Source organism: Variovorax sp. GW821-FHT09B05 (assembly GCF_059418265.1).
Map to the genome: position 1 here is coordinate 848,626 of NZ_JBWKPN010000001.1, position 17,390 is coordinate 866,015.

Annotated in this window: 17 protein-coding genes; 9 read left to right on the forward strand and 8 right to left on the reverse strand. The window is 71.1% G+C overall.

The features are described 5' to 3' along the window. Positions 1 to 57 precede the first annotated feature (57 nt). Both AC07RM_RS03600 and AC07RM_RS03605 read left to right on the forward strand, forming a co-directional pair. Complete coding sequence (locus AC07RM_RS03600) at positions 58 to 1,269, forward strand: MFS transporter (protein ID WP_495333051.1); 1,212 nt, start codon at positions 58 to 60, stop codon at positions 1,267 to 1,269. A 91-nt stretch (positions 1,270 to 1,360) separates the two neighbouring features. After that, on the forward strand, positions 1,361 to 1,795 hold the full coding sequence (locus AC07RM_RS03605) for a hypothetical protein (protein ID WP_495333053.1): 435 nt from the start codon (positions 1,361 to 1,363) through the stop codon (positions 1,793 to 1,795). A 21-nt stretch (positions 1,796 to 1,816) separates the two neighbouring features. Here the strand turns inward: AC07RM_RS03605 and AC07RM_RS03610 are convergent, their stop codons facing one another. Next, a complete protein-coding gene (locus AC07RM_RS03610) occupies positions 1,817 to 2,266 on the reverse strand; it encodes a hypothetical protein (protein ID WP_143129232.1) in 450 nt (149 codons plus the stop codon). Between the two features lie 204 nt (positions 2,267 to 2,470). Here AC07RM_RS03610 and AC07RM_RS03615 point away from each other — a divergent pair, with 204 nt between their 5' ends. Beyond that, positions 2,471 to 3,604, forward strand: a complete 1,134-nt coding sequence (locus AC07RM_RS03615; RefSeq protein WP_366929029.1) for an ABC transporter substrate-binding protein — start codon at positions 2,471 to 2,473, stop codon at positions 3,602 to 3,604. A 77-nt stretch (positions 3,605 to 3,681) separates the two neighbouring features. Then, the gene (locus tag AC07RM_RS03620; RefSeq protein WP_495333055.1) at positions 3,682 to 3,951 is read left to right on the forward strand and encodes a hypothetical protein; all 270 of its coding nucleotides are present in this window, start codon (positions 3,682 to 3,684) and stop codon (positions 3,949 to 3,951) included. 48 nt (positions 3,952 to 3,999) lie between these two features. Here the strand turns inward: AC07RM_RS03620 and AC07RM_RS03625 are convergent, their stop codons facing one another. The 3 genes from AC07RM_RS03625 to AC07RM_RS03635 all read right to left on the reverse strand — a co-directional run bounded on the left by AC07RM_RS03625 (position 4,000) and on the right by AC07RM_RS03635 (position 8,315). Continuing rightward, positions 4,000 to 6,828 (reverse strand): hypothetical protein, encoded by a 2,829-nt coding sequence (locus tag AC07RM_RS03625; protein ID WP_495333057.1) that lies wholly within the window; start codon positions 6,826 to 6,828, stop codon positions 4,000 to 4,002. A 159-nt stretch (positions 6,829 to 6,987) separates the two neighbouring features. Then, positions 6,988 to 7,386, reverse strand: a complete 399-nt coding sequence (locus tag AC07RM_RS03630) for an iron chaperone (RefSeq protein WP_296786072.1) — start codon at positions 7,384 to 7,386, stop codon at positions 6,988 to 6,990. Further along, positions 7,383 to 8,315, reverse strand: coding sequence for a helix-turn-helix domain-containing protein (locus tag AC07RM_RS03635; RefSeq protein ID WP_495333059.1), 933 nt, complete (start codon positions 8,313 to 8,315; stop codon positions 7,383 to 7,385). Before AC07RM_RS03635 ends, AC07RM_RS03630 begins: the two co-directional genes overlap by 4 nt. Positions 8,316 to 8,430: 115 nt before the next feature. On the opposite strand from AC07RM_RS03635, the gene AC07RM_RS03640 reads away from it, so the two are divergent. Continuing rightward, positions 8,431 to 9,066 (forward strand): cysteine hydrolase family protein, encoded by a 636-nt coding sequence (locus tag AC07RM_RS03640; protein WP_495333061.1) that lies wholly within the window; start codon positions 8,431 to 8,433, stop codon positions 9,064 to 9,066. 23 nt (positions 9,067 to 9,089) lie between these two features. On the opposite strand, the gene AC07RM_RS03645 is transcribed toward AC07RM_RS03640, so the two are convergent. Next, positions 9,090 to 9,341, reverse strand: a complete 252-nt coding sequence (locus AC07RM_RS03645; RefSeq protein WP_495333063.1) for a DUF2798 domain-containing protein — start codon at positions 9,339 to 9,341, stop codon at positions 9,090 to 9,092. Further along, positions 9,338 to 10,207, reverse strand: a complete 870-nt coding sequence (locus AC07RM_RS03650; RefSeq protein ID WP_495333065.1) for an NmrA family NAD(P)-binding protein — start codon at positions 10,205 to 10,207, stop codon at positions 9,338 to 9,340. The genes AC07RM_RS03645 and AC07RM_RS03650 overlap by 4 nt, the downstream gene beginning before the upstream one ends. Before the next feature lie 118 nt (positions 10,208 to 10,325). Here AC07RM_RS03650 and AC07RM_RS03655 point away from each other — a divergent pair, with 118 nt between their 5' ends. Continuing rightward, positions 10,326 to 11,231: a LysR family transcriptional regulator gene (locus AC07RM_RS03655; RefSeq protein ID WP_495333067.1), complete on the forward strand. Its 906-nt coding sequence runs from the start codon at positions 10,326 to 10,328 to the stop codon at positions 11,229 to 11,231. Here AC07RM_RS03655 and AC07RM_RS03660 read toward each other — a convergent pair. Both AC07RM_RS03660 and AC07RM_RS03665 read right to left on the reverse strand, forming a co-directional pair. After that, positions 11,221 to 11,646, reverse strand: coding sequence for a CopD family protein (locus AC07RM_RS03660; RefSeq protein ID WP_495333069.1), 426 nt, complete (start codon positions 11,644 to 11,646; stop codon positions 11,221 to 11,223). The genes AC07RM_RS03655 and AC07RM_RS03660 overlap by 11 nt on opposite strands. After that, positions 11,643 to 11,960, reverse strand: a complete 318-nt coding sequence (locus AC07RM_RS03665) for a DUF3817 domain-containing protein (RefSeq protein ID WP_495333071.1) — start codon at positions 11,958 to 11,960, stop codon at positions 11,643 to 11,645. Before AC07RM_RS03665 ends, AC07RM_RS03660 begins: the two co-directional genes overlap by 4 nt. 101 nt (positions 11,961 to 12,061) lie before the next feature. On the opposite strand from AC07RM_RS03665, the gene AC07RM_RS03670 reads away from it, so the two are divergent. The 3 genes from AC07RM_RS03670 to AC07RM_RS03680 all read left to right on the forward strand — a co-directional run bounded on the left by AC07RM_RS03670 (position 12,062) and on the right by AC07RM_RS03680 (position 17,356). Then, the gene (locus AC07RM_RS03670) at positions 12,062 to 13,036 is read left to right on the forward strand and encodes a GlxA family transcriptional regulator (protein ID WP_495333073.1); all 975 of its coding nucleotides are present in this window, start codon (positions 12,062 to 12,064) and stop codon (positions 13,034 to 13,036) included. Positions 13,037 to 13,358: 322 nt separating this feature from the next. After that, a complete protein-coding gene (locus tag AC07RM_RS03675) occupies positions 13,359 to 15,749 on the forward strand; it encodes a type VI secretion system Vgr family protein (RefSeq protein ID WP_495333075.1) in 2,391 nt (796 codons plus the stop codon). Between the two features lie 11 nt (positions 15,750 to 15,760). Further along, the gene (locus AC07RM_RS03680) at positions 15,761 to 17,356 is read left to right on the forward strand and encodes a hypothetical protein (protein WP_495333077.1); all 1,596 of its coding nucleotides are present in this window, start codon (positions 15,761 to 15,763) and stop codon (positions 17,354 to 17,356) included. Positions 17,357 to 17,390: the final 34 nt, after the last annotated feature.

The following is a 17,390-nucleotide window of genomic DNA, read 5'->3' on the forward strand; positions in this document are numbered from 1 at the left end:
GCAAGCGCGGACGCCGGGCTTGCCGCACAATGCGCCGTCCTTTCGACGCCCCCGGCCATGCCCCTTCCCAAGACCGGCCTGCTCGCGCAGGTCTCCGCCGCCCACCTCGTCAGCCACCTGCACATCATGGCGCTGCCCGCGCTGCTGCCGGTGTTGCCCGGCGCGTGGGGCCTGAGCTTCGTCGAGCTCGGCCTCGCGCTCAGCGTGTTCAACGTGGTCTCGGCGCTGGTACAGGCGCCGCTGGGCTTCGCGGTCGACCGCTTCGGCGCGCGGCGCCTGCTGATGGCCGGCCTGCTGCTGGGCAGCGCGGCCTTCGGCTCGCTCGCGTTCTCGGGCCACTACGCCTGGCTGCTCGCCGCGATGGCGCTGGCGGGCATCGCCAATGGCGTCTACCACCCGGCCGACTACGCGATGCTCTCCGCCGGCATCGACAGCGCGCGCATGGGCAAGGCCTTCTCGGTCCACACCTTCGCGGGCTTCGTCGGTGGCGCCATCGCGCCGGCCCTGCTGATGGGCATCGCCAGCACGCTGGGCGTGCGCTGGGCCTTCGCCGCCACCGGCCTCGCGGGGCTGCTGGCCTGGGTCTTCCTGTTCGCGGGCGAGAAGCCGGCGCTCGCCGCGCGGCCCGCGAGCAAGCCGAAGACCGCGGGCGGCAATGGAGCGGGCGTGCGCATCTTCACGCCCGCGATCCTCACGCTGACGCTGCTCTACGTGCTGCTGAGCCTCAGCACGAACTCGATCGGCAGCTTCTCGGTGTCGGCGCTGGTCGGCGGCTACGGCGTGAACCTCACCTGGGCCAATGCGGCGGTCACGGCCTTCCTTTTCGCCAGCGCCTTCGGCGTGCTGGCCGGCGGCGCGCTGGCCGACCGCACGCGCCGCCACGGCCTGGTGGCGGCCGTCGCGTTCGCGGGCGCGGCCGTGCTCGCGGCACTGGCCGCCTGGGGCCGGCTGCCCGATCTCGCGCTCGTGCTGTGCCTGGGCGCCACCGGCTTCCTGACCGGCGTGATCACGCCCTCGCGCGACATGCTCGTGCGCGCCGCCGCACCGCCCGGCGCCGAGGGCCGCGCCTTCGGCATCGTCTCCACCGGTTTCAATATCGGCGGCGCGGTCGGCCCGATGCTGTTCGGCTGGCTGCTCGACCGCGGCCATTTCAGCGGCGTCTTCTGGGCCGCGGTGGTCTTCATGGCGATGACCGTGATGCTGACCCTGCTGCAGGAGCATCGCGCCGCGCGCGCGCCGCGGCCGCTGTCCCGCCCCGCCGCGGGCTGAGGAAGACGGGGCGGCGACCGACACGCCCTTGCCCCACGCCTGGGCACACTCGGTCATCGACACCACACGGGCGCACCACGCGCTCCACCGCATGCTGAGCTACGCAATCCAGAAGGTCGGCGACGACTTCCAGCAGACCCACCCGCAGGGCGAGACCACGCTCGTCGGCTTCATGGCCGCGATCGACGCCCATCCGTGGCAGGAACAGCACCGCGAATGGAACGAGCAGCAGGACGGTCCGCTGCCCGCGCTGGTGCTGCGCCACGAGGCCGACCAGCGCGAACTGTGGGTCACGCTGCTGGGCGACGGCACCGACCGGCGCGGCGAATACCAGCTGCAGTCGGTGGCGATGCGCCCGCGCAAGGGTTTCTTCGGCAAGGGCAAGCTCGAACAGGACGTGGCGGTGTTCGAGACCCGCGACCGCGGCGAGCTCGATCGGCTCTGCGAGCTGTTCTGCGACGGGCAGTACGAGGCCCTCGATCGCGAAGCGGGGCGGATGGCGGCGCGCGAGGACGGCAGCGATTGATTCGCCGCGCCCCCGGGCGCTCTATCGGCCGGCGGGATTCGCGAGGTTGACGGCCTTGCTGCCGGACAGCAGCTTCTTCGCTTCCGCCTCGTCGGCCCCTCTGACCGCCGCGCAAGTCATGCTGGGGCTGACGACGAAGTAGTTCGACGATGCCTTCGCGGCGTCGAACTTCAGCGAATCCTCCTTCCAGGTCGGCGTGAAGCCGCCGAAGCATTTCACCCCCAGGTAGTGCTCGCCGGGCGACACCTGGAATTCGGCGTGCTCACCGGAGCCGATGCCGAAGATGTCCTTGCCATCCATCGCCACCGTGTAGCCATTGGCCGCGCCGACGATGCTGCTGATGCGGACCACCACCACCTTGGCGGCGACCGAGGCATCCGGGACCTCGGGCAACGGACCGAGCCTGCCCGAGGTCGTACCGCAACCGGCGAGCAATGCGGCCGTGGCCGCCAACACGAGCGTCTTCATCATCCTGTCTCCCTCCTGGTGATCGAATGGATCGAGCAACACGGTTGCATCGATGCGCTTGCGAGCGCGCGAGATCATATCGCCGGGATGGCGCACCACGGCCCGCGCGCAGATTCACCGTTTTCCGTTATCCTCCGCCCCGCCCGGACACCAAGATCCGGCCCTTGCAAGAAGGGGCGTTGACCGCCCGGAGACGGAGAGAGACAGATGAAATCGATGGCGTTCTGGCGTCCGCTGCTCGCGGCCGCCACGATGGCGGTTGCGGCTCTGCCCGCCGCGGCGGTGCAGGTGGTGGTCGGGCAGGTGGCCCCGATGTCGGGGCTCGAGGCGCGGCAGGGGCGGGCCTTCGGGGTCGGGCTCAAGCTGAGCTTCGACGCGATCAACAAGGCCGGCGGCGTCAACGGCCACACGCTGAGCCTGGTGCGCAAGGACGACCTGGGCCAGCCCGAGCAGACCGTGGCGCTGACCAAGGCCCTGGTCGCGGAGAACCGGCCGATGGTGCTCGCGGGCTACTTCGGCACGCGCAACATCGCGGCGCTCGTGGCCTCGGGCACGCTCGAGAAGGAACGGCTCGCGCTGGTGGGCTACCGCTCGTCCGAGCTGCGCGCGCCGCCGCCGCTGCTGTTCAACATGCATGCCGACCTGCGCGAGGAGCTGACCAAGATCACGCGCCATCTCGCCACCATCGGCATCAACCGGCTCGGCGTCTTCTACGAGGACGTGCCCGCGTCCGGCGAGCTGCTCAAGCTGATGGACGAGCTCGCCGCGGCCTCGTCGTCGCGCATCGTGGTGCGGGCTTCCTACCCGGCGGGCACGACCAAGGTGGGCGACGCCGCCGAGGCCTTCCTCAAGGAGCCGCCGCAGGCCATCGTGATGCTGACCAGCACCGGCGCCGCCGCGGCCTTCATCGAGCGCTACCGCATGGCGCCCAAGGGCACGGCGCAACTGGTCGCGCATTCGGGCGTCGACGTGGAGCAGCTGTCGCAGCGGCTGTCGGAGCAGCACATGCAGGGCATCGTGATCGCGCAGGTCACGCCGAGCCCGTTCCGCATCTCGAGCAAGCTGACGCGCGAGTTCATCGAGGCCACGGCCGGACAGACATTGGAGGTGCCGGTCAGCTATTCGATGTTCGAGGGCTACATCACGGGCCGCGTGATCGCCGAGGCCGTGCGCCGGCAAGGGCGCACGCCCACGCGCGAAGGCATGGCCGCGGCGTTGGCCTCGCTGGTGAACTTCGACTTCGGCGGCTACGTGGTCGACCTCGGCCCCAACGCCGGCGGCAACGGCACGCGCTTCGTCGAGCTCACGATCCTCAGCAACGCCGGCAAGATCCGGCAGTAGCGCCCTCCTCCCGTCCGATTCCTTCCGCGGGAGGCTTCTGCTAGCTTGAAGCCTCCCCCATCCGGAAGGAGCCGTTCATGGACGAAGACCTGGACACCCTGTCGCGCGAAGACCTGATCGCCGAGGTCCGGAAGCTGCGCGAGGGCGTGCGCCGCCACCGCGATGCCACCGGCCACGACCTGTGCTGGCACCATCCCGACCTGTGGGCGCTGCTGCCCGAGAAGACGCCGCCCGCGATCGCGGTGCCGGCCTGGCCGCAGTTCATGCGCGGCTGCGTGAAGTACCGGCAGTCGCTGGAGGAGCAGGCGTCCGATGCGCCGCGCACGACGCGCGAGTTCGGGGATTGACGCGATACACCCGCCGTTCGGGCCGAGCTCGGCCCGAACGGTGGTGGTTCATTTCTTCGGGGCGAACAGCGCGCCCAGCGCCCGTGCCGCCTTGACCAGCGGCGACGGCCGCAGCTGCTGGTACTCCGCGCGCAGCTCGGTGCGCAAGCCCTCGTCGATCTTCCCGGCGGGCAAGGCCAGCAGCAGTTCCAGCGTCTCGACCTGCCGCGCCACCTGCCCCACGCGGCCATAGCTGCGCGCGAGCCCGATGCGCGCCTTCACGACCTGGGCCGCGATGCCCTTGTCGGCCTCTTCGCCGCAGGCCTTCACCAGGGCCTCGCAGCAGGCCACCGCCTCCTGGTAGCGCCCGGCCTTGCGCAGGCGCACGCCGCGGTTCACGCTGGACTTCGCGGCATAGGTGCGCAGCGCGACCTCGGGCGCCTGCAGGCAGGTGTCGATCACGTGGCCGTAGAGCGCCAGCGCGGCATCCAGGTCGGTGTCGGCAATCGTGATCGCCTTGCAGTAGCGCGCATTGGCCACGCGCTCGCGCAGGTAGGCGACGTCGGAGCGGGCCCAGCGCACGATGATCGCGTCGTAGGTCTGCAGCTCCTCGTCGCGGCGGCCGAGCTTGTCGAGCTGCACCGCGCGGTTCGACATCGCGAGCGCGACGTCCTTCTCGGCCGAGGTCGAGAGCTCGTTGCCGTAGCGCGCGATGACCTCGTCGTTGACCGCCAGCGCGGCCTCGCGCTGCGACAGGCAGCCGAGGCTGTAGCCCTTGCGCACCATCGCATCGAGGCAATGGCGCCGCAGCTCGGGGTGCAGCGATTCGACATGGGCCTGCAGCACCTCGTCGTAGCAGGCGATGGCCTCGCGGTGCTTGCCCTCCACCGCCAGCACGCGGCCGCGCTCGATGGTGGCGTCGATCGCATCGCGCTGCGCCAGCGTCAGGTCCTCGTACTGGTCGCCGTAGCTCACCGCCGCGCCCTGGCGCTGCAGCCGGTTGAGGCAGGTCAGCCGGCTGGCCGCGGCCTTGGCCAGCGTGTCGCGCATCGCCGCGCTGGTGGCATTCGGAAAGCGTGCAAGCAGCGCGTCGTAGACCGGCAGCGCGTCGGCCTCGCGCTCCAGCAGCATCATCAGTGCATAGGCCTGGTTGAGGTAGGCGCTGGCGACAACGCCCTCGACCTCGGCGCAGGTGTCGGCCGCGAAGGCCTGCACCAGCGCCGCGTAGGCATCGACCGCGCGCTGGAACTGCAGGCGCCCGCGCCAATGGGCCGCGAGCGCGTACTGCGCCTTCACCGCGATCGTGCGCAGGTCCTCGGCGGGGTCCTTCGCGAAGCGCGCGACGAGCGCATCGACCGCGGCGGCGAAACGATGTTCAGCCTCGGTCACGGCGACCTCGATCGCACGGCCCTCCTCGTCCTTGCCGTCCGGGCGCGAATGCGCGGCGGGCGCCTGTGCCTGCAGGATGTCGCAGCGCAGGTCCATGGCGCGCGCGATGGCGCGGCGCAGGGCGGTGTCCTCCGCGCCGCGGGCCTCGGTCCAGCCTTCGAGCGCGCGCAGGGCGCCTTCGACATCGCCACGGGCCTCCAGGATCCGCGCGCGCTCGATGCGGCCGTGCACGCATTGCAGCCGCGTGTAGGCATCGGCGGACTCGGCATGCAGCGCATCGAGTTCCGAGAGCGCCGACAGCGCCTCGTCGCCCCGGTCGAGCGCGCGCAGCGCCCAGGCCTCGAGCAGGCGCGTGCGTGCCAGCTGCGGCTGCAGCAACGTGCTGCGGTCGTCGCCGAAACGTTCGAGCAGGCGGCGGTAGCCAAGCAGCTCGCGCGCCGGGTCGTCGAGCGGCACCAGCTGGTCGAGCATCGCGAGCAGCAGCTCCTTGCGGACCTGCGCATCGGGATGCCCGGCATAGCGCGACCACTGCCATTCGGCCAGTTCGTCGGCACGGTCCTCGTCGTCGGGCTCGGCATCGCGGTCGCGCAGCAGCTGCGCCTTGACGCGCAGGATGCGGTTCACGCAGCGCAACACGGTGGCGTCTTCGCTGTCCGCATGCGGGTCCAGCACGGCATCGCAGGCCGCGAGCAGGCGCTCCTCGAGGTCCTCGTCCTGCGCGCCGCGCAGCAGGTCGCGCTGCAAGGCGAGCGCGAGGTCGGTCCGCGCCAGCGCGAGGGTCTGGCGCCGGTCCGGCTCGGCGGCCTCGGCATGGGCGTCGATCAGGGTGCGCAGCAGCGCACGGGCTTCCTCGTTGCGGCCCAGCGTCTCGAGCAGGCGTGCATGGGCATGCAACGCTTCGGCGGCCTGCGCCTTCAGCGCGGGCTCGTCGGCGGCTTGCAGCTCGTCATGCAGGGCCGCGTATTGCTTCAGCGCCTCCTCGTGGTAGTCGAGCTCCGCCAGCATCCGGGCCTGCGCGGCACGCACGCGAGCCACGAGCACGCGCGTCGCGGGCCAGTCGTCGCCGCCGAAGCGCCGCGCCAGGTCCTCGCAATGCCGCACCATGTCGACCCGCGCGAAGGTCGCGCCACCGGCGGCGCGCAGCCTCGCCTCCTCGAGCCCCGCGGCGACGATCCATTCGCGCAGCGCCGGCGACTGCGCCTGCTCGAAGCGGCGTTGCACCTCCCGCAGCAGGCCCAGCGCGGCCTCGGCGTGGCCGGTCGCTGCCAGCGCGCGGGCCTTCTCGCACTGCGCACGCGCGATCCACGGCCAGGCCGCGACCGGCGCGAACACCGGCGCCAGCACATCGCGCGCACCGGGCTCGAAATGCGCGCACAGCGCATCGGCCACCGCCACCACCTCGGCCGTGCGTCCGAGCGCGCCCAGCGCCTCGATCTGCCGGAACCAGGCCGAGGCCAGATGCTCCTGCAGGTCGGGCGAGGCGCTGTCGGCGGGCGTGCTCAGCGGCAACAGCCGCGCAACGAGCGCTTCGGCCTCCGCGAGGGCCGATGCGGCGGTTGAAGGGTTGGCAAAGCGAGGCGAAGGGTCCGGGCGATCGATGTCGTGCAATCTCGTGTCCTGGCTGGGGCTCTGCGCTTCATTCTCGCCGCCGGCCGGCAGGCTTGCAGTTCACCAGAACGAATCGTCCTCGCGTGCCTTCACCACGCGCAGCCGGTGCTCGGCGATGCGGCGGATCAGGTCCTCGGGCAGCGGCTCGTCATAGCGCACCTTCAGCAGCTCCTTGGTGGTCTGGTGCCCGGCCAGCTCCTTGCGGAACGCCTCGAGCGCCGCGGCCGAGGGCGCGAAGCCCAGGTGGGCCTTGTGGGCCGAGAAGGCGAACAGGAAGCGCGGCTCGATGAAGAAGGGCGTGCCCCACTTGATGGCCTCCCGGGCCTCGGGGGCCACGCGCCGCAGCAGCGCGCGCAGGCGCCGCAGGTGCGCATGGGCCTCGGGCGGGGCGGCGGCGATGTAGTCGTCGATCGTGGTGGGCGCCTTGGTGGCCATCTCGTTCATCTCCTTCGTGCTCATGCGCCCTTGCCCTGCACGTCCTTCGGCGAGCGGCCGAACCGCGCCTTGAAGGCGCGGCTGAAATGGCTGAGGTCGGTGAAGCCGAACTCGAGCGCGGCCTGCGACACCTGCCGCACGCGCCCTTCGGCGAGCGCCCGGTAGCTGGCCTCGAGCCGCTGCTGCCAGAGCCAACGGCCGGGCGTGGTGCCCTCGGCGGCGAACAGCCGCATCAGCGTGCGCAGCGACAGGTGGCAGTCGCGCGCGATGGTTTCGCCGTCGAGCGTCGGGGCGCCGAGCCGGGCACGGAGGTAGCGCTTCACGGCCGCCAGGCGCCCGTCGCGCGCGCCGGCCTCGATCTGCGTGGGCGCGAGCTCCGCCTCGAGCGCCGTCGACCAGATGTCCATCGCGGCCTGTGCGAGCGCCGGCGGCGCATCGTCGTGCAGCGCCATCAGCTGCTGCAGCACCGATCCCGCGAGCGCGGCCAGCTTGGCGTTGCGGCCGACCGGCCGAGCCACGAATTCGTCGGCCGCGCCGATGCGGCTGGTCAGCAGCGCGCGCGGGATCGCGACCATGACCGCATGCGACCACTCGCCGAACTCGAGGCTGAAGGGACGCGACTGGTCGTGCAGCACCATGTCGCCGGGGCGCATGCTCACGCGCCGCTCGTCCTGGCTGAAGCGCGTGTTGCCGCCGAGCGCGAACCAGAGGAAGAAGTCGTCGCGCGGATCGCGCCGGATGTCGGTGGCGCCGCGCGTGACGCGGATGGTCGCCGCACCGGGCAGCTTCGATTCGATCTCGTTGAGCGCGAGCGCGCCGAGCCCGCGCTGCGACACCCTGGCGCGGAACGCCGCGCCGCCCGGCGCATTCGCGCACTGCGTGACCGAGTAGCTGCGGCACGTGACCTGGTGCCACTTCTCGAAGCTGTCGCCGGGTTCGACCAGGGTTTTCATGGAATGGATGGCAGGTGGAGAACAAAGCTTGGCAAGCCGGGGCCAGCGCGGACGGCCGGCGCGACCCAAGATCGCCGCACCCACCACCATCCGACTCACCCACCGAGGGGCCAATATGCCTTATCAGATCGATCGCATCAATCCGGCGACCACCGCCGTCATCGTCGTCGACATGCAGAACGACTTCGTCGCCGAGGGCGCCCAGCTGCGCTCGGCCCAGGCCGCGGCCATGGTGCCGACCTTGGCGCGCACGCTGGCCACCTGCCGCGAGCGCGGCATCCGCGTGATCTACACCGCGCACGTGCACCGGCGCGACGGCTGCGACATGGGCCTGTACGACGACCTCTACGGCCCGATCGCCGACCGCAGCGCGCTGGTCGACGACACGCCCGGCAGCGAGATCTTCGCGGCGCTCGCGCCCGCCGCGGGCGAGCACGTGGTCAAGAAGCACCGCTACAGCGGCTTCTTCGCGACCGACCTCGACCTGATCCTGCGCGAGTGGGGCATCGACACCGTGGCGATCACCGGCACCACGACCGAGAACTGCTGCCATGCGACGGCGCGCGACGCGATGTTCCGCAACTACAAGGTGGCCTTCCTGTCGGATGCGACCGGCACCTTCGACTACCCCGACGTGGGCCAGGGCGCGATGCCGGCCGAGGCGGTGCACCAGGCCACGCTGACCATCCTGGCCTTCTCGACCGCGCACGTGATGACGAGCGAGGAGTTCGTTGCGCGGATCGATCGCTGAGCCTTCGCGGCCTTGCGCGCCGGTCAGCGCGGCGGGCTCTGCACGGTCGCCGCGACGATGCGGCGCACCACCGGCAGCAGGACGAGCAACGAGGGAAACGCGGCCAGCCACGAGACGCCCCAGGCGCCCATCCACATTTGAGGCCATTCCTCGCTGAGCCCCACGCTCTTGAGTGTCGCGATGCCGGCCACGATGCACGACATGAAGACCGACAGCAGCAGCGGCATGAGGATGCCCGCGCAGCGCGCCGGCAGTTTCCGGAGGCCGCGGCTCATGCGGCAGCGAGCTCGCGAATGTATTGCGCCAGCGTGCGCGGCGCGCGGCCGAGGATGGCCTCGAGCGTGAGGGCATTGCCGCCGAGCCCGTGCGCCGCATAGTGCGCGTGGACCTTCGACAGCAGCTGCAACTGGCGTGCGTCATAGGGCGGGCGCGTCAGCTCGACCCAGCCCTCGAAGTCCATCTCCCGCGCCGCCACCGGCCGGCCGAGCGCCTCGCCGGCCATCGCCGCGATCTCCTGCGGATTGAAGCGGCCGGGCGCGCACAGCTCGAACGAGCCGTAGGCCAGCCGGTCTTCGGTGAGCGCAATGGCCGCGACCTCGGCGACGTCGCGATAGTCCACGCGCGCGATCCGCGTGTGCACCGGGTAGGGTTCCGCGAAGACGCCGTCCCGCGCCATGCCGGGCCAGGCGCCCCGCAGGTTCTGGAAGAAGTTGGCGGGATGCAGCAGCGTGTATTCGAGCTTCGACTCGAACAGCGCGGCCTCCACCGGGACCTTGCTCGCGTGGTTCGCGAGCGTGACGTGCGTCGGCTGGATCACCGACGAGAACACGAACTTGCGCACCCCGGCCTGCTGCGCGGCGGCGACGAGATTGCAACCCATCTGCGTTTCGTCCGCCTGAAAGGCCGGGCCGATGTGAAACACGCCGTCCGCACCCGCGGCCGCGCGCCGCAGGCTCGGCGGATCGCGCAGGTCGGCAACGACGGCTTCGGCGGCGCCGTTGCCGACCGCCTGGCGCCGGCCGGATTCGCTGCGCACCAGCGCGCGCACCGTGGCACCCCGCCGTACCAGCGCGGGCACCACGAGCGCGGCCACGCGACCGGTGGCGCCGACCACCAGCACCGTGGGTCTATGTTGTTCCATGGATGATTCCTCGATCGATGAGCGGCACCAGGCCGCGGAGTCCCGAAGATAGGGACGGCCGCCGCACGCGTGAATCCACGGCGGCCGCCAAAGACCTTCATCCAGAACGGAAGAATCCATGGACCAGATTCAGGACATCCGCGCCTTCGTCGCCATCGTCGAGCTGGGCAGCCAGAGCGCCGCGGCACGCCAGCTGGGGCGCTCGGTGCAGTCCGTCAGTCGCTCGCTGGGCGTGCTCGAGCGCAGCATCGGCGTGCAGTTGATCCGGCGGACCACGCGGCAGTCGTCCCCCACCGAGGTGGGACGGGCCTACCACCGGCGCGTGCAGGCCGCGCTGGCGGAGTTCGACGCGGCCGCGGCGGAGGCAAGCAGCCAATCGAGCGCGCCGCGCGGCCTGCTGCGCGTGGCCGCGCCCGTGCAGTTCGCGCCGGCCTTCGTCGTGCCGCTGATCGGCGCGTTCATGCAACGCTACGCAGGCATCGAGGTGGACCTCACCGCCTCCGACCGTTTCGTCGACCTGATCGAAGGCGACATCGACCTCGCGATCCGCATCGGCGAACTGCCCGATTCCGAACTGGCGGCGCGGCGGCTCGGCGACCTGCGGCTCGTGGTGTTCGGCGCGACCGACTACTTCGCGCGGCACGGGCGTCCGCAACGCCCCGAGGACCTGGTCGACCACCAATGCCTGGTGCGCACCACGCATGGCAACGACGCCAACTGGCCGTTCACCATCGATGGCCGGCCGCGGCGGGTGAAGGTCTCGGGACGCTTCCGGGCGGACAACACCGCTTCGCTCTATGCCGCGGTGGCGAACGGCCTGGGACTGTGCTTCACGCCGCTGTGGCAGATCCGCCATCTGCTCGAGAGCGGCCGCATCGAGCTGGTGCTGACCGAATTCGAGTCGCCGAGGGTGCCGGTGCATGCGGTGTGGCCCGCGGCCCGGGGCAGCTTCGCGCGCGCGAAGCTGTTCGCGGACTTCGCGGCGCAGAACCTGCCTTCGCTCGAGCCCGGGTTCAAGGCTTGAGCACGACGAGCAGCGCGATGCCGCCGAGCGCCGCGACGCACAGTCCCGGGCTGATCCGGATCCATGCGCGCTCGCGGGTGTTCGTGCCCTCGAGCTGCCTTCTGACAAAGGCCGACAGCACGCCGTGCAGCCCCGACAGCGCGAACACCAGCACCAGCTTCGCATAAAGCCAGCCCGCGCCGAACCAGCCGCCCAGGCTCGCGAGCGCGATGCCCAGGCCCCATGCCGCGACCATCGCCGGCACGGTGACGCGGCGGTCCCAGCGCAGGAAGGCCTGTCCCATGCGCTTCTCGTGCGGCAGCAGCACGCCCCCTGAACGGCCGAGCGCGGCGGCCGCCACGCCGAGCAGCAGCAGGCCGCCGGTCCAGGCGAGCACCGCGGCCAGGTGCAACGCTTTGAGCCACAGATAGGTCATGGCGAGGCCGGCTCGCGGTCGAGCAGCTTCCAGCTGTAGAAGCCACCGCCCGGCAGGCAGGCGAAGAGCACGAGCTTGAAGCCCATGCGCGCGGAGACGTCCTCGAGCGTCGCCGCGTTCGCGACCTTCCAGCAGAAGCCCAGGAAGACCAGGCCATGCAGCGGCCCCATGAGGCTCACGGCCCAGGGCAGGCCCGCGAGGTGTTTCATCGGCACCGCGACCAGCAGCAGGATCAGCAACGTAGTGGCTTCGAGCAGGCAGAACAGCCGGAGACGGGAAAGGCGCAGGGCTCGGGACGGCAAGAGCAACTCCATGACGGGAACCTCCGTAGTCTCCCCATGCATTGCCCGAGGCGAAAGTGGCCGGATTGACAAGCTTCGACTGTTTCTCGCCAACCATGGAAGAATCCGCCGCCATGACACCCCGCGCCCCGAACACCACCCCGCACCGGCTCGCGGTGCTCGCCCTGCCCGGCCTCATCGCCTTCGATCTCGCGAGCGCCTGCGAGGTCTTCGGCCATGCGGAACTCGCGCCCGGCCAGCCCTGCTACCGCATCGCGGTCTGCGGCGAACGGAAGTCCTTCGACAACGGCAGCTTCACGCTCACGGTCCGGCACGGGCTCTCGGTGCTCGATGAGGCGCAGACCATCGTCGTGCCCGGCATCGCCGATCCCGCGGCGCCGATCAGCCGCGCCGTGCTGCAGGCACTGCGCGCGGCCTCAGCACGCGGCGCGCGCATCGCCTCCATCTGCTCGGGCGCCTTCGTGCTGGCGCAGGCCGGCCTGCTCGACGGACTGAGCGCCACCACGCACTGGGTCGCGGCGCCGTTGCTCGCCGAGCTTCATCCACGGGTGGAGGTCGATGCCAAGGTGCTCTACATCGACCACGGCCAGATCCTGACCTCCGCGGGCGCGGCGGCGGGCCTGGACCTGTGCCTGCACATGGTGCGCAAGGACTTCGGCGCGGCCGTCGCGGCGCGCGTGGCGCGGCTGTCGGTGGTGCCGCTGCACCGCGAGGGCGGCCAGGCCCAGTTCATCCAGCCGCTCGACCTTCCCGCCGAGCGCGACCTGCAGCCGCTGCTCGCCTGGGTGGAGCGCAACCTGCACCGGCCGCTGTCGCTCGACGAGCTCGCGCGCCAGGCCTGCAGCAGCCAGCGGACGCTGAACCGGCGCTTCCAGGACCAGTTCGGCGTCTCGCCCGCGCAATGGCTGATCCGCGCGCGCGTGCGCCGCGCGCAGGAGCTGCTGGAGCGCACGCGCCTGGGCATCGAGCAGATCGTCGCCAAGGTCGGGCTGGGGTCGGCGGCGAACTTCAGGGCGCAGTTCCAGCGCGTGGCGGGCGTGAGTCCCAGCGCGTACCGGCAGAGCTTCGGCGCGGGGCCAAGGGCCTGATTCCACGGCGCCGACGGTGCATCGGCGCGCGACTACGAATCCTAGTGGTCGCGTCTTCGGCCGGCCCAAACGGCAGTAGAGTGCCGCCCGGAGCGGAAACGTTTGCACCCCCGGTTCGATGCCGTGCGGCCAACGAAGGCCTTCCTTCGAACCTTCGACTGATATCCGTCGCCGAACGTAGTGGAATGGATGTGTCGCCATTGCAATTTGGTTGCAGCTTCTTACGGTTGAGCGGCGCGAGCTTCCCTACAGTGCTCGGTTTTGCATGCGGGAGACGGTCCGCTCCTGTCGTCGCCCTTCACGTTTCGCTTCAGGGAGTTCCATGCCCACGCCCGCCTCCAGCCGGGGCCGCAAGATCACCGCGACCTCCGATGCCATGCCCATGCTCGATGGGGTGGCCGCCCTCGAACCCGTCCTGATCGAGGGCGAGGAAGCGCTCAGCCGCCCCTATCGCTACACCCTCACGCTGACCACGCCGGCGTCGAGCGCCATCGATGTGCGCTCGGCCGCGAACATCAAGCTCAAGCCCCTGATCGGCGAGGAGTTCGGCGTGCACATCCTGCTCGACGGCCGGCCCGGCGGCGCGCAGCAGCAGCGCCATCTCTCGGGGCTGGTGACCCGGGCGCGCTTCCTGCGCCTGGAGCAGCGGCGCGCGCTCTACGAGGTGGTCATCGAGTCGTGGCTGAGCCTGGCCCAGCGCTCGCGGGACTTCCGGATCTTCCAGAACAGGAACGTGCTCGACATCGTCGACGAGGTGCTCGGGGCCTACGGCTTCGCGCTCTCGATCCGCGCCACGGGCAGCTATCCGCCGCGCGAGTTCGTGGTGCAGTACGGCGAGACCGACTACGACTTCGCGAGCCGCCTGCTGCACGAGTGGGGCCTCTACTACTACTTCGAGCACGCGGCCAACAGCCACACGCTGGTGATCGTCGACGACATGCAGGCGCACGCTCCCTTCCCCGCCGGGGGCTACGAGCGCATTCCCTTCAGCGCCGCCGAGGCCTCGTCCAACGAGGAGCACTGCCATCACTTCCAGCTGGCCGAGGCGCTGCAAAGCGGCCAGTGGGTGACGGGCGACTTCGACTTCACGCGCCCCAAGGCCGACCTGCTGCGCACCAAGGCAATGCCGCGCCGCACCCGGCATGCGACGCGCGAGGTGTTCGCCTGGCCGGGCAACTATGCGGCCGAGGCCGACGGCGAGCAGATCGCGCGCGCACGGATGGAGGAGACCGGCGCGCCCGGCCAGGTCGCCAGCGGCGCGGGCAACCTGCGCGGCCTGGCGGCCGGCTACCGCTTCACGCTGACCGACCATCCGCAGGACAGCGCGAATGCCGACTACCTCGTGACCGCCGCGCGCCTGTCGCTGCAGGAAGCGGGCGACGCGACGGGGCTGGAGGAGTTCCGCTGCCGGGTCGAGTTCGAGGTGCTGCCGGCGAACAACATCTTCCGCCCCACGCCCGACGCGATCAAACCGCGCACCACGGGCCCGCAGACGGCGGTGGTCACCGGTCCCGCGGGCCGCGAGATCTGGACCGACCAGTACGGGCGCGTGAAGCTCAGCTTCCACTGGAACCGCTACTGCAGCAAGGACGAGAGCAGCTCGTGCTGGGTGCGCGTGTCCTCGCCCTGGGCCGGCAGCAACTTCGGCGGCATGCAGATCCCGCGCGTGGGGCAGGAGGTGGTGGTCGACTTCGAGTACGGCGACCCCGACCGCCCGCTGATCACGGGCCGGGTCTACAACGCGGACAACATGCCGCCGTGGGACCTGCCCGCCAACGCGACCCAGAGCGGCCTGCTGTCGCGCAGCTCCGAAGGCGGCAACGCCGCGAACGCGAATGCGCTGCGCTTCGAGGACAAGCTCGGCGAGGAGCAGCTGTGGCTGCATGCGGAGCGCGACCAGCTGCTCGAGGTCGAGAACGACGAGGTCCACACCGTGGGCCGCGACCGCAACAAGACCGTCGAGCGCGACGAGACCCACCACATCAAGAACGACCGCACCAAGACCGTCGACCGCAACGAGACGATCACGATCCACGGCCAGCGCGAAGAGACCGTGGACGGCGACGAGGCGGTCACCGTCAAGTCGAACCGCAGCCATGCCATCACCGGCACCGAGACCCTGACGGTCACGGGCGACCAGACGCACATCGCCAAGGCCCACCGCACCGCCAGCGTCACGGGCAACCAGACCACCTCGGTCACGGGCACGGATTCGCTGACGGTCACCCAGGCCCGCACCGTCACGGCGCAGGACAACGACCTGTGGAACGTCACGCTGGGCCAGACCACCACCATCGGGCAGGCCTACAAGGTTTCGGCCCGCTCGCATGCCGCGACCTACAACGACGCGATGACGCTCAACGTGCCGGCCGGTCCGGCCTCGGCCACCGCGCAGGGCGACGTCTCGCTGACCAGCTCGGCCGCCAACCTGTTCGGAACGGCCGCCCTCAACATGGGCCTGCTGGCGCAGGGCGGCGATTTCTCGGCCGTGGCCTCGGGCAGCGTGGGCGTGAGTGCCGAGGGCGGCACGCTCGACACCTTCGCCTCGGGCGCCATGACGCATGCGAGCCCGACCAGCGTGGTGCTCGATGTCGACGGCACGGCCGTGGAGGTCACGCCGGGGCGCATCGTGCTGCGCGCGGGCAGCGCGACGCTGATGCTCGATGCCTCGGGCGTCACGGTGAACGGCACCAAGATCTTCCTGAACTGCTGAGGGCCGCATCGATGTCCTCCGCGGCACCGGTGCGCAACCCGGTCGAAAAACGCATGGCCCGGCTCCACGACCTGTGGTGGGAGCGCACCGACGATGCGTCGCTGCGCGCGGTCGTGCTGCGGCTGCCGCCCGACTCGCAGCGCATGCTCGATGCCTTCTTCACCTTGCAGATGGTGGACAGCGACTACGCCACGCCCGACCTCTTCCTGCGGCTGGACGCGGCCTACGAGACCGGCTACCGCTACAGCCGCGAACTGCGGCAGGCCCTGATCGAGACCTTCCTGCACAACCGGCCGCAGCTCGCGAAGCAGGGCGTGACCGGTCCCTGGGAAGAGGAACACGCGAGCGGCCGCGACAGCGCTGCCGGCTTCGTCGACACCGGCCTGTCGCTGGCGCGCCACCTGCGCCGCCAGCGGCTGTCCGTCGTGTTGCAACCGGGTGGCGTGAGCGACGCGGCCTGCTTCGAGCGCTGGCTCGACGCGGCGCTGCAGGCGCCCGTGCCGCCACGGGATGCCGGGCTGCTGCGGCTGGTGCTGGTCGACGACAGCGACTCGCGCGCCTGGCAGCCGCTGGTGGAGCGGCATGCGGGCGTCGTGCGCGTGGTCGATGCGCCGCTCGACATCCTGGAAGCCGCACGCGAGATCGCGGCCCAGGCGGGCGGCGGAAGTGGCGGGGCCGCGCTGTTTCGGCAGATCTATGCCGACATGCTGGTGCTGCTGCGTCGCGGCGACGCGGCCGCCGTGGAAGCGACCGCCGAGCGCGCCGCGCGGCTGGCCACGCGCAACGGCTGGTCCGACCAGCGCGCCGTGCTCGACGTGATGGTGGGCGGCGCCTGGCTGCAGGCGCGCGACGTCGCGCGCGCGGTCGCGCGCTACCGCCAGGCCCGTGCCGCGGCGGCGCAGGCCACGCAGGCCGGCAACCCGATGGGCCCGATGCTGCTGATGCAGGGCTGGATGGCCGAAGGCGGCGCATGGGCCGCGGCCGGCGACATGAAGCAGTCGGCCCATGCCTTCGAGCAGGCCGCCGAAGCGGCCCGCCGCGTGCCCAACAGCCTGTTCGCGGTCGAGGGCCAGCGTGCCGCGGCCCAGGCCTGGCTCGGTGCCGGCGAGCGCGACCGGGCCTGGGCCTCGGCGCTGGCCGGCGTGCGCGAGGCGCGCACCATGGCCGATGCCGACCGGCCGAACAGCACGGTGCCGCAACTGCTGCAGGACATGCTCGCGATGCAGGACCCCCGACGCTGCGAGCGCATCGCGCAATGCGCCACGGCCTACGAGCGCGAGGCGCGCGCGGCCCTGGTCGAGGCGGATCTCGCGGGCCATCGGCTCGGCACCCATCCACCGACTAGCGCCATCGCCGCGATCGAGACGCAATTGGTGCAGCGCTACGAGCAGCTGTTCCAGGGCCAGCTGCGCGAGCGCGAGCAGCTGGTGCAAGGCGGCGAGGAAGTGTTCCGCACCGTCGTGGCCATGGGGCGCCAGTGGCTCGACCCGGCCTGGAGCGGGTTGCCGCACGTGAAGCATCCGCTGGACCTCGCGCCCGGCGAATGGCGCGAGCCGCCCGCGTTCGCGCGCCTGCCCGATCCGCAACCCTTCGTCGAAGCCGCCTGAAGGGCGCCGACTCCTCACGCCACAAGGAAAGCAC